The following is a 12,991-nucleotide window of genomic DNA, read 5'->3' as shown; positions in this document are numbered from 1 at the left end:
TATAAATTGGGTAGGGCATAGAACCCGTTTTGATTTCTCCTGTTAACTCATCAATCGTTCAACTATGCAAAACTACAACAGAAAAAAACGTATTCTTGTCACCGGTGGTGCTGGCTTCCTCGGTTCTCACCTATGCGAGCGCCTGCTGAACGACGGCCACGAAGTCCTCTGTCTCGACAACTTCTTCACCGGCACCAGAGACAACATCATTTCCCTTCTGGGGAATCCCAGCTTCGAGATCATTCGTCACGATGTAACCTTCCCTCTGTATATTGAGATTGATGAAATTTACAACCTGGCCTGTCCAGCCTCCCCTATCCACTACCAGCATGACCCGGTGCAGACCACCAAAACCAGTGTCCATGGTGCTATCAACATGCTGGGTCTGGCCAAACGGGTCAAAGCAAAAATTTTCCAGGCATCCACCAGTGAAGTCTACGGAAACCCTGAGATCCACCCCCAACCAGAGTCCTACTGGGGGAAGGTTAACCCAAATGGCATACGTTCCTGCTATGACGAAGGAAAACGCTGCGCGGAAACACTCTTTTTCGACTACCACCGACAACACAACCTGCGCATAAAGGTAGCCCGTATCTTCAACACCTACGGACCCAATATGCACCCCAATGACGGTCGGGTTGTCTCAAACTTTATCATGCAGGCATTACAGAACAAAGCAATTACCATCTATGGTGATGGCTCCCAATCACGCTCTTTCTGCTATGTAGATGATCTCATTGAAGCATTTGTACGGCTAATGGGAACAGCTGATGACTTTATTGGCCCCATCAACACTGGCAACCCCAATGAGTTTACTATCAAAACATTGGCAGAAACCATCATCAAGCTGACCGGATCAAAGTCAAAACTTGAGTATCAGCCACTCCCCAGTGATGATCCCACCCAGCGACAACCGGATATAACCCTGGCAAAAGAAGTACTCGGTTGGACACCTGCAATTCAACTTGAAGAAGGCCTTAAAGCCACAATCCCTTATTTTGAGAAACAACTTGAGGGTTCAAGGAAAATCTGATTTCCGAAAATGGTGACATCATATCTTCCTTTTGCATATTTCTTAACCTGACCTTGCAAAGAATGATCTTAATTTTCCAGGTGCTGTGTCAACGTCCTACGTTCAGAAATGAGCGATTCAAGCCGCTCTACCAGATATAGGGGCAGTGAAATGAGCTGATACTGTACGTTCCTGCATTCTTTATCTGCGTTAATTACAGTATTGACCTGCTGACTACTTGGCAGATTAGCATCAAACCGAACAGCAAGGTCAGTTTTTTTTGTTCCCATAAACTGATGCAGGGATTTTAATGTTCCGGTTGCACCTGATTTCACCTCTATTGGGATAATCCTCCCCCCTAAGCCAACAACATAATCCAGCTCAGCGTTAGATGATTTTCCCTCCCGCAACCAATAATTCAATTCACGATTCGGCTTGTCAGCCATCATTGCCTGCAGATGCTGGCCCACAAATTGTTCTGCAATAGCACCCTGATTAATAACCTTCTTCTCGTCCATTTGAGAAAGATTTCTCCAATCCAGGCCGCAAATAGCATTCATCAGACCTATATCCAAAAAGAGCAGTTTATACACTCGCTCCTTATTTTCAGCCTGTATTGGCAAGCCGGAGCAATTACTATGAACAACTTTACCTATCACCCTTGCCATTGTCAGCAATTCTATATCTTTTCTGATTGTAACACTCTGATCCCGTGATGAAATATTAGAGTACTTTACTTTTACACCAACATTTCTGGCTGCGAAATTAAAAACATTCTGCATTCGACTCAAGTTTCTTGATCCCGCATATTTGGGAAAATCATCACGGTAGGTTTCGATTATGGAGTTATGTATCTCGCTAACAGCCCTATAGCTGCGCGTTTCTCCAAAAACTGCGACAGCTTCAGGCATGCCGCCAACGAAATAATAGGACCGAAGTAATTGCAACAACCTCTGATGAGCGACCTCTCCAATTTCCTGCCCTACCTCATATTGATGAATAAAATTGTAAAGTTTGTCCTCACCTGTTGCCAGAAGAAATTCACTAAAAGTCATGGGTCCCATATGTAAATACTGTATCCTTCCAACAGGCATGGAAAAAGTATGGTCTGCCAATGCAAATTCCAACAGTGAACCGGCACTAACAACAGGAAAGTCTGGCATATCTTCATAAAAATACCGTAAAGCAGGGATTGCTTCAGGGACAGCCTGTATTTCATCAAGAAACAAAAGAGTGTCACCACTGATTCCACTCTGATTAGGGAGAAACTCTATCTCCTGCAGAATCTGCCCTGGATCTTTCCCTGAAAAAACCGCAGATAATTCTGGGTAACGTTCCAGATTAACATTACAGAGATTTCGATTTTGCTCCTTGGCAAATAATTCTACTAATGTTGACTTGCCTACCTGTCTCGCACCACGGATAATTAAAGGTTTACGGTTTTTGTTGTGCAGCCATGAAGAGAGAAATTGAAACTGGTGTCGTCGCATCATTTATATACCCCCGTTGTTTACGTCTCGCAACACACCCATTATACAATAATGAGACTACTGTTTCAATGGCCTGTTTTGATAAATAGAAACATTTAAGAGCATCAGGGGGACTTGAAATATTACCCAACAACAAGCCTAATATCCACGGCCAGAAGAGCCATTCAGCCATTTAGATTTAACAATTTGATATTTCATCATAAGGCATGTAAAATACGTAATCTTTATTACAAATAACAGTCTTGAATTCTCACAGGAAACAATACGATATGCAACACATCTCCTACAAGTTCTTTGTTGCAATCCTTTTTTTCGCACCACTCGCCTTCGGAAGTGTAGAAACATGGTCAATAGGGATTGTTGAAGGTCTTGTTTTCCTGACAACTTTTGTGTACTGCTTTGAAACACGTCACAAATCAGACGCATTACTAAAAGTTCCCGGCCTGCTCCCTCTCTTTCTTCTACTTGCTTTTATGTGGCTGCAACTGATGCCACTTCCACCTTCAATGGTAAATTTTATTGCACCCGGTATCTATCAGGCATATGCCCCCATACTTGCCGTACAGGACAATAATCAATGGATTCCACTAACTGTTAATCAAAAGTCCACCCTGCTCGAAGCCCTTCGGATTACTTCCTACGCATTTTTTTATATTCTCACAGTACAGCTCTTGAGCCGCAGGGAACTCCTCACCAAAACCGTAAAAATAGTTGCGGGACTTGCCACAGCCATTGCCTTTCTAGCGATTCTGCAGAAATTCACATCTCCCGACACTATTTACTGGTTCCGGCCGGCTCCCGAAAACGCAAGTCCCGTTGGACCATGGGTAAACAGAAATCATTACGCGGGATTTATGGAGTTAGTCTTTCCACTGGTGCTTGCCCTCTCCTTCTACTACAAGCCCAAATTCACAGATAAGCAATCGTTTCGTTCCAAGGCTGTTTCGATATTGTCTTCACCGGCTTCAAATATTTATTTTTTCCTGGGATTCAGTGTTGTACTTATCCTGACATCTATCTTTATAGGACTTTCACGAGGCGGGATTATTGCTGCAACCCTGGCCCTGTTCTTTTTTCTGATTCTTTTTACAAAAAAATCCGAGAAAACTGGAAGCATATTCCCACTGATAATCGTCGGAGGTATTCTGCTTACCATGACTTGGTTCGGCTGGGATCCCATTCTTGAACGCTTTAATGCTACCACAACCGGAGATGGCTCCATAACTGAAGGCAGATTACCTTTATGGGTAAACCTGGCCCCACTCATCAAAGACTTCCTTTTCACCGGATCCGGCTGGGGTACTTTCATCCACACGTTTCCACAATACAGTAACTTCCCCACATCCGATGTTTTCGATCATGCCCATAATGACTATCTGGAACTTATCACCGATGGTGGCCTTATTGGTTTTCTGCTTGCGGCATGTTTTGTTATCACAATCTTTCAGAACGGTATCAGAAAGCTTTCCCTGCGCCGTGAACCCTATTCCACCCTGTTAATTATCGCTGGCCTTAGTGGAATATTCGCAATCCTTATCCACAGCATCACCGATTTTAACATGCATAACGGAGCAAACGGGCTCTACTTTTTCTTCCTCTGCGGAGTTCTCGTCTCCGCCGGAAACACCCGGCTACACTTTCGCAAGAGGCCAACATTACTCAAAGAAGTCTCTTCAGTATGGAAACTGGGCTACCTGGCCGCCCTTCCACTCCTTATCATGACCATCACCACTCAGGGCGGAATCTTTAAAGCACAACAGTACCACAGTAAGGCTTCCCAAATTTACCTAAACCCGCAACTGTCTACACAACTCCTCCAGGAGCAACTGGTAACAATTGACAAAGCCATCCAACTTGACCCCCTGGAGGGACTCTACTCCTCCTACAAAGGGAACCTCCTTTCGTATCTTGAGCAAAATAAAGAGGCATTGGACAATTATATCCTGGCCAGCCGTAAAGATCCTCTTGAAGGGGCTTACCTGCAAAGGATTGCACTCCTGTTACCACCAGAGAAAAAGGAACAGGCGTCTCTTTTAATGGCCGAAGGTTACAAAAAGGGCCTTAACAAAGAACAACTCGTCTTTGTCCTTGCAGAATGGTATCTGCAACAGGGTGATCGCGAAGAGGCACTGACTGTTCTCAAACAAGGTACCGAGCAGTTTCCTAATATAGCCAAACGTATTCCTGCATTCTTTCAATTCTACAAGTTCAGAAGAGAAGAGATGAGTGCCGCCCTCCCTCCCAAAGCATCCGCCTGGATAGCACTTGGAGAGTATCTCGAAAAATCAGGACAGCTTACAAACAGTGCGTATTTCAGAAGCCATGCCCTGGACTTCCTGGAACAGGAAGAAACCATCCAGCCTGGGTACTTTATGCAGTTGTTTTATTTTTACACAAAACAAAAAAGAACAGATGAGGCAGTCAACACGCTCTACCTTGGCATCAAATGGTTACCGGACTACGCTCCCTTTCATATCCACCTGGGAGATTATTACAAAAAGCAGGACATCCCATACCGCGCCAAAGAGGAATACGAGCAGGCATTAATTCTCGAACCTGGTAATGAAACAATTAAAAAACGTTTAGAGAGCATCAAGTAGCAATTGATATCTTAAGTGAATCTTCATTGAAGAAGTAATTTCGGGTATTACTTTTGAAACGAACTCCATTCTGGAGACATTTCCAGAACCGATTTTGATCTTTGTATGGATATAAAATTCTTTCTGTAGGGCATCCAATGAACGATCAATGAATAGTGTGATGAGAAAAAACAGTTGAAAGGACCATTTCACAGGGAACAATAAAATATGCAACACATCTCCTACAAGCTCTTTGTTGCAATCCTTCTATTCGCACCACTCGCCTTTGGCAGCGTTGAAACATGGTCAATAGGTCTTGTTGAAGCTCTGATCTTCCTGACAACAATCATCTACTGCTGGGAAATACGTCACAAGTCACAAGTGCCTTTAAAAGTTCCCGGTGCTATTCCTTTATTCCTCTTGTTGCTATTTATGTGGGTACAATTAATACCACTCCCCCCCTCACTTGTGAGCTTTATCGCACCCGGTATTTACCAGGCATACGCCCCCATACTCGATCTACAAGAGAATAATCAATGGATACCATTAACAGTCAACCAAAAATCCACTTTACTTGAAGCTCTCCGTATCACTTCCTATGCGTTCTTTTACATACTCACCGTACAACTTTTAAGTAATTCATCCCTTCTCAAAAAAACCGTCAAAATTATTGCAGGCCTTGCTACCATAATAGCCTTTTTAGCAATTCTTCAAAAATTCACATCACCCGATCTTATCTACTGGTTTCGCCCCGTTCCAGAAAGAACCCAGCCATTCGGCCCCTGGATCAATTATAACCACTACGCAGGATTCATGGAGCTGTTGTTTCCAATAGTTTTGGCCCTGTTTTTTTTCTATCGACCACACAAGACGACACACCGGACATTCCGACACAACATAGTTTCCATATTCTCAACGCCAGGATCAAATATTCATTTTTTCTTAGGTTTTGGCGCTGTTCTTATTCTTGCGTCTATTTTCCTCAGCCTCTCTCGCGGCGGTACTATCTCAGCCACACTGGCACTATTATTCTTTTTACTGCTTGCTAGTAAAAAGACAAAAAACACTGGGTTAATACTGCCCACCGTTATTATTGGAGGCGTATTACTGGCAATGACATGGTTTGGCTGGGATTCTTTATTCGCAAGGTTCAACTCCAGTACAACCGAAACAGGCACCCTGGTCTTTGGTCGATGGCAAATATGGCAAGCCTGCGCCCCACTCATCAAAGACAACCTTCTCAGTGGCACAGGATTTGGCACTTTCGTTCACGCCTACCCGCAATACAATATCCAACCCGACTCAAGGACAGTTGGCCATGCCCACAACGACTACATAGAGTTGCTCACCGATGGTGGACTTATCGGTTTTCTACTAAGCGCCTTTTTTGTCTTTACAATCTTAAAACATGGTTTCAAAGGTCTCACGCTCCGGAAAGACACCTATTCAATTTTTCTTATTATTGGTAGCCTCTCCGCTATTTTATCAATCCTTGTCCACAGCATATTTGATTTTAATATGCATAATGGAGCCAACGGGCTCTATTTCTTCCTGCTCTGTGGAATCCTGATATCAGCAGGAAACACCCGCATTCATTTTCGCAACAGACCAACCTTGTTACAAGAAGCGCCTTCATACTGGAAACTAAGCTTCCTGGTCGCCCTTCCATTACTCCTCCTGACTCTTGCCTTCCAGGGAGGAATAATCAAAGCAACACAACTGCACAAAGAGGCCTCAAAAATCTATCTCAACCCCAGGCTTTCCGAAAAGCTTCTCCAAAAACAATTAACGACAATAAACAATGCTATCTCCCTTGACCCGCTGGAAGGGCTCTACTATTCTTATAGAGGTACTATTTTTTCTTACCTTCAACAAAACCAGCCTGCATTCAACAACTTCCTTCATGCATCCGAAAGGGATCCTCTCGAAGGTACATATCTTCAAAGAATCGGACTCTCCCTTCCTCTGAGTAGCTATAACCAAGCATCATTTCTCATGGAGGAGGGTTACAAAAGAAGTCAGAACAAAGAGAAGATGATATTTACTCTGGCAGAATGGTATTTGCAGCAAGAAAAAACTGAACAGGCTCTTGGTATCTTAAGGCAAGGTACGGAAAGATATCCAGAAGTGGCCCGTAATCTCCCTGCTTTTATATTGGCTGCGGATCTAACACGAGAAGAAATCGCATTATTTTACCCTTCAACAACGGCTGCCTGGATAACACTTGGTGAATATTTTGAAAGAGCTGGGGACATTGAAGAGGCTGAATACTATCGAAGTCGCTCCTTAGATTTTCTCGAAGTAGAAAAACATATAAAGCCTCAATACTTCATGCAACTTTTCTGGTTTTATAAAAAACAGAATCGTACAGCCGATGCCGTGAATATCCTTCAACTCGGAATTAAATGGCTACCAAGCTACGCCCCCTTCCATGTCACTTTAGCGAACCACTACAAAGAGCAAAAAGCCCTATTACAAGCCAAACAGGAATACGAACAGGCCCTGATTCTCGACCCAGGTAATGAAAAGATCAAGTTCCAATTACAAGCTCTTGAGTAACCCTGTTCATTGTGTGATACGCAGATGAGAACTTATCCATGAAAAAGTGTATCATCATCCTAGTCTCCATACTCTTCTCTTGTTGCATATATACAAACAACGCAGCAGCTATAGAATCAATCCCTATTACAATAAATTACCCAGAGCAGTCAGTAAAAAGCTGGCCAATCGCAACAGGAGTCCCATTCCCCAAAAAAACCCTTTCCGATATTAAACAGCTCGTCCTAAGAGAAGAAAATGGCACTGCGGTTCCGTGTCAAATAGATGTGACAGCTACATGGTTAGATGGGAGCATTAGATGGGTGCTTCTAAATTTCCACGGTTTTCAAAGCAAACAATACCATCTCACTATAGATGAAACCTTCCCGACTGAACAAACAATAAATGGTATATCCATTACTGAAGACAACCACGGCGTCACAATCGATACTGGAGCCGGTACATTTTCCATCAATAATGATGATGCCTTAATCACAAATGCAGTTATTCAAAACAAAAGAATCCTTTACCAGAGCGGAAAAGGTGCAACAGTAATAGACAATCAAGGTAACAAAGCTGTTTTTGGGGGAAAATCAAGTGAACTCAGTACCAGTTTCCTTGTAAAAGGGCCTATGTGGACAGTCATCCGCAAGGAAGGATGGTACATATCCGAAAACAAGTCTGAGAAGATTGCACGTGGTATTATCTGGATGCATTTCTATGCCAACAGCCCATATGTAAAAATAGTCCACCAACTTGTTTTAACAGAAGATACCAACAAGGTCTGGTTTAAGAATATCCAGATACATTTTTCAACCATGCTCCAAGAGCAGTCTACAGCCCTGTTTGACATTAGCAACCATGACACCGGGCAAGTTATAGAGATCCCTGTAACTGAAAATGAGCAGACATCAATGGCACAAACTGATTTCCCTCATTTCATGTCAAAATCATCAAACTTTTCTCTCATTCACAGAAAGAATACTATAGATACAACAATACAATCAGGAACAGCATGTGGAGACTGGTGCAGTCTTAGGTCGCCTCAACAATCGCTTACAATTGTACTCCAAGACCTTGCCGAACAATTTCCAAAGGAACTGACCGTGAGTAAATCAGGCATTACAGCGGCCCTCTGGTCTGAGAGGGGTGGAAAAGAACTTGATTTTCGGACAGAAACACTGGTCAAAGACTATTGGGGAAAATGGACAAATTATGCTGATATCGGAGAATCAGGGGTTCTCACCATACCAAGCAATGCCCAGGCATCTGCAAAAACCCATACACTCTGGGTTCTACCACATACGGCGAATCAAACAATTAAAGAAATTGAGTCAATAGCCAACACAGCAAGCAGAGGTGTTATCTCTCTTCCTGGTAACAAATGGCTTTGTGACTCTGGTACAATGGGGCCCCCAATGCTCCCAAAAGACACGCAACAGTTTCCCGTTGCAGAAAAGTTTATCTCTGATTTCTTTGACAAGACTGTATTGGTTCCACAACATCTTTTCCCATTAACCGGGTACATCGCATGGGGAAGCAATCCTGCAACCCGTTACAACAAAGATCCTGAAACAAATGAATACTATGCAACCTGGTGGCGCATTAGTGGCCTGGTCGATTATCATCTCCGTAAAAATGTCTGGACACTCTATGCACGATCGGGTGAGAGGAAATATTTCGACTACGGAACCAAATTCAATCGTTTTGCAGGTGACATGAATATGCACCACTGGGATTATGGACCAGTCGGTAATTATAAAGACAGATCATGGAAAGTCAAAGGTGGTTTTGCTTACGGACTCTTACCCAACAACTTAAACCTAAAAGGTGGAGAAGGTGTTGGCTCCTACCCCATCTACTGGAGGTGGGTGAGCGGCAAACCAGACGGATCAGGGGCAGATATATCTAACTATCTCTTACAGTTCTATCTCACTGGTGATTGGGAGATGTGGGAACTTGCAAAGAATTTCGGTGAGGCAGTAAAAAAATATTCATTCTTGCAAACCCCAGAATCTCGAAGAGGAGCATTTGTTCCCCTTCGTTACCTGACCTGGCTCTACTCAATGAATTGGGATCCAGAACTAGGTAAGCAGTTACATTCACTGGCAGAAGACATCATAGATCTAAACTCTCCAAACGGAGTGTCCCTTAACATGCCTCCAGGCCCCCTTTATAAAATCAGCAGAAATGCCATAGCACTTCTGGATTACTACCGCCTGACAGAAGCCCCTCTTGCACGCGAAGGGTTTTTAAAAATGATAGATTACCAATACCGCTTTGAATTAGGGGACTATGCAAAACCCATTGCATACCAAAATGCATCAGGAATGTACTATACAATGGCGTGGAGAATGACTGGAGAGGACAAATACCTCCAACTTGCTCGAAGATCTATGGAAGCATCAACAAGCCAATACAAAGAGATACTAAAGTCTTCAAAGGGCAGCCCAGAGTACTATGGTCAGAGCTTCAATTACCACGCCTGCCTCAGTCTCCCCATAATTATGAAAGGGCTTAAAGATTACAAAGGTATCGTCAAGCAACTCCCTGTTCTAAAAAAAGTCTTTGACTCTACTTCCGTATCAATGGCAGTGTTTGAGAAGTCTCCGGGACAAGCTCTAAATATTGAGGTACTCTTTAATGTCGCCCAGGAAGATCATGTAACCCCTATTCTGCTTGGACCGGACCAGAAACCAGTAAAAAATCACCATATCTTAAAAGTAGAAAAACGCTTAGCACAACGAGACGTACCGGGAATAACCCCATTTTACTACCACCTGGAAATTCCAGCATCAAATATCGCCGGTACGTACAGGCTCGGACATGACAACCGTGGCGATTTCACCATACTCAATACGAATGCAAAGCATATTGTGTTGGAATGTCCTGAAGGTTTTTGGCTTGAAAAAGATGAACCGTTTTTTTTCTTTGTAGACAGTAAGCTTACCCACATAAACCTCTTTGCGAATAAAGAAGTTACGATCACAAAAAGTAACCAAACACCAGCAGTTGAAAGCACAGGAAAAACATATGGCGATTTATCAATCCCAACAAATGGGACAAACGGACTCTGGAAAATTCAATCTGAGGATCCGGCATTTGTCAAATTCAAAGACATAACTCCTTATATCGCTTTCCTGTCTCCTGACAGATACTTTTTTCCTACATCTCCAAAGCTTCCAAATCAATATGGAACACAAAACACTTCAACATCTGCCCAAGCAACACAATTGAAAAGCAATGAGGGGATACAATTAACAGGCGATCAAACGATTAGATTTCCTCGAGGAAAGAGCCTTTCAGATGGGAGTTATGAAAACTTCCCCGGATTGAAAGGGACAATTGAATTTTATTACAAGCCTGACTGGTCAGCTGTTGATTTACTAATCCCAGGTAAACGAGATCTATCCATTCCGCTACTTTCAGCTGGGGATATCCAAATCAGGTATCGTTATGGGCAAGGACACCGATTCTATGCCTTTTTAGATTTCCTATGTGGTACCAGTAAATATGCAAAAAGAGAAAACAAAACAAAATTTGGAACTCATGCCAGACTTTTCCCCAAGCAAGGTCAATGGATTCACATCGCAGTTACTTGGGATGCAACAGCTACAACAGATACAACTAAGGAACATGGTGCTCAAAAGTACTCTCATGCAAGAGAAATTTTCCATATTTTCATAAATGGAAAAAAATACAAGAGAATATGGTCATTCCCAAGTAAACTACACTCAAGGCTTGGTAAGCAAGCTACAAACGATTTTAGTTTGGCAAACATCCCGGAATGGATAGCCCTTGGCCCCGGAAGTGGAACCTACCAAGTATTACGAATATCAGATATTGTTCGATATGAGGATAATTTTGTCCCATTTGTGATACCTGACAAACAAGACAAATCAACTAAAGTGCTATTACAAACAAACGAAATATTAGGTGCTTTAAACAGACAAGGGAAGAAAATTCCAGTAAAATGCAAAAAATTTTAATTACAACTTATAGACCGCCAAGCAATACAACAACTGCCAGATAAGCAAGAAATGCACACAGCTTATATAAAAACACTATTCAAAACACAACGCGGACGACTGAATAACCTAAGCATTTTATTGTTCTCTAATATTTACATGGCAGGACTGGGGTTTGTCACGACTATCAAAATAGCCAACGCACTAGGAGCAGCAAAGTTTGGTGAGCTTACATACGCAATAGCTGTTGGCACCATTCTAGCGGCCAATATCCGTTTTGGCATGGATCGTTCGCTAATTCGAGATCTCACTCATTACCCAGGGCGCTTCAATGAAACATTGACGGTTAGTTTGTTAATTCGCGGATTGCTGTTTTGCCTCTGTAGCATCACCTTGCTTATACTGGTCACTCTACCAGACTCCATTCTAAATATCTCTTGGGGGATGTTTTGGATTTGTATAGCAACAATGTTAAGCCCCTTACAAATAGCCAACGTTTTTGATGTCTGGGAATGTCAGGGGCGCCATGCTATATACTCATGTGCTGAAAGAACAATATACTTTATACTAATTTGGACTGTTTTGTTCTTGGAACCGGCACGTCTAAATCTCGAACTGATTGGTGGTGCCCTAACTATTGCTGTCTTATTTTTCCTCATTCTACAATATCACTATGCATGGAAACGGCTCACACCGAACCTGAAAGGCATGTCGATAAAACATACTAAAAAATCTATTTTTGCTTTATTAAGTAGTAATAAATGGTTGTGGATGGCTAGCCTAGCTACTCTTGCCTTGACCGCATTGAATAGCATAGCGTTAAAACATGCCGCAGGATTTTCTGACTTAGGTGTGTATGGCGCTTCCTTCCAGTTGCTTAGTATCGGTACGTTGCTCCTGAAAAATATTGCGCGAATAGGCAGACCAATTTTAGCACGACAAACCACTCCAGGCTCAATCTCTGGACGGGGTATCATCCATTTTTTAGTTATCTATCTTGCCTTTGCTATACTTGCTGTAAGTATAATTGCATTGCCCGCAATTGTTATTCCGAAAAAGATACTGCTTACATTTTTTATCCCTGAGTATGCGAACGGCTATTGGGTACTTAGATTATTTGGAATTTGTTTGCTAGCCTATGTCTTTGATATTCTTTTGGGACAATTCATAATTTTACTACGTATAGACAAAGTATTCTTTTCGGCTAGATTAGCAGCAGGTATGGTGTCGTTAACAGCTTGTTTAATCTTAGCACCACATTTTGGAGCAACTGGTGCGGCTATAGCTTTGTTAGCAGGCGAAGTTATCTTAGCAACAGTTTACATTCTAAAAGCAACAAAATACATAAAAAAATTACCAACCACATGTCTCTAAACCATATTTCATCTTACTAAATACAAACCA

General features: G+C 42.5%; 6 protein-coding genes. 5 read left to right on the top strand and 1 reads right to left on the bottom strand.

Features of this window, described 5'->3' with window-relative positions:
- Positions 1 to 64 precede the first annotated feature (64 nt).
- Positions 65 to 1,033, top strand: a complete 969-nt coding sequence (locus UWK_RS09010) for a UDP-glucuronic acid decarboxylase family protein (RefSeq protein WP_015404060.1) — start codon at positions 65 to 67, stop codon at positions 1,031 to 1,033.
- A 68-nt stretch (positions 1,034 to 1,101) separates the two neighbouring features.
- Here the strand turns inward: UWK_RS09010 and UWK_RS09005 are convergent, their stop codons facing one another.
- The gene (locus UWK_RS09005; protein ID WP_015404059.1) at positions 1,102 to 2,505 is read right to left on the bottom strand and encodes an ATP-binding protein; all 1,404 of its coding nucleotides are present in this window, start codon (positions 2,503 to 2,505) and stop codon (positions 1,102 to 1,104) included.
- Positions 2,506 to 2,771: 266 nt separating this feature from the next.
- Here UWK_RS09005 and UWK_RS09000 point away from each other — a divergent pair, with 266 nt between their 5' ends.
- The 4 genes from UWK_RS09000 (at position 2,772) to UWK_RS08980 (ending at position 12,961) form a co-directional block, all read left to right on the top strand.
- Entirely contained in the window at positions 2,772 to 5,102 is a 2,331-nt protein-coding gene (locus tag UWK_RS09000) for an O-antigen ligase family protein (RefSeq protein WP_015404058.1), read from the top strand.
- A 207-nt stretch (positions 5,103 to 5,309) separates the two neighbouring features.
- Positions 5,310 to 7,640: an O-antigen ligase family protein gene (locus tag UWK_RS08990; RefSeq protein WP_015404057.1), complete on the top strand. Its 2,331-nt coding sequence runs from the start codon at positions 5,310 to 5,312 to the stop codon at positions 7,638 to 7,640.
- A gap of 38 nt (positions 7,641 to 7,678) precedes the next feature.
- Positions 7,679 to 11,608 carry an RIFT barrel domain-containing protein gene (locus tag UWK_RS08985; RefSeq protein ID WP_015404056.1) on the top strand — a complete coding sequence of 1,310 codons (3,930 nt, stop codon included), beginning with the start codon at positions 7,679 to 7,681 and terminating at the stop codon, positions 11,606 to 11,608.
- 51 nt (positions 11,609 to 11,659) lie between these two features.
- Entirely contained in the window at positions 11,660 to 12,961 is a 1,302-nt protein-coding gene (locus tag UWK_RS08980; protein ID WP_015404055.1) for an oligosaccharide flippase family protein, read from the top strand.
- Positions 12,962 to 12,991: the final 30 nt, after the last annotated feature.

The sequence above is a fragment of the Desulfocapsa sulfexigens DSM 10523 genome, assembly GCF_000341395.1.
GTDB classification, from domain to species: domain Bacteria; phylum Desulfobacterota; class Desulfobulbia; order Desulfobulbales; family Desulfocapsaceae; genus Desulfocapsa; species Desulfocapsa sulfexigens.
This window is presented reverse-complemented; position numbering and strand designations above follow the sequence as displayed.

Excerpts from the sequence above, each read along its gene's own strand:
- UWK_RS09005 (WP_015404059.1), bottom strand. The coding sequence starts at position 2,505 with ATGATGCGACGACACCAGTTTCAATTTCTCTCTTCATGGCTGCACAAC.
- UWK_RS08980 (WP_015404055.1), top strand. The coding sequence starts at position 11,660 with ATGCACACAGCTTATATAAAAACACTATTCAAAACACAACGCGGACGA.
- UWK_RS09000 (WP_015404058.1), top strand. The coding sequence starts at position 2,772 with ATGCAACACATCTCCTACAAGTTCTTTGTTGCAATCCTTTTTTTCGCA.
- UWK_RS09010 (WP_015404060.1), top strand. The coding sequence starts at position 65 with ATGCAAAACTACAACAGAAAAAAACGTATTCTTGTCACCGGTGGTGCT.
- UWK_RS08985 (WP_015404056.1), top strand. The coding sequence starts at position 7,679 with ATGAAAAAGTGTATCATCATCCTAGTCTCCATACTCTTCTCTTGTTGC.
- UWK_RS08990 (WP_015404057.1), top strand. The coding sequence starts at position 5,310 with ATGCAACACATCTCCTACAAGCTCTTTGTTGCAATCCTTCTATTCGCA.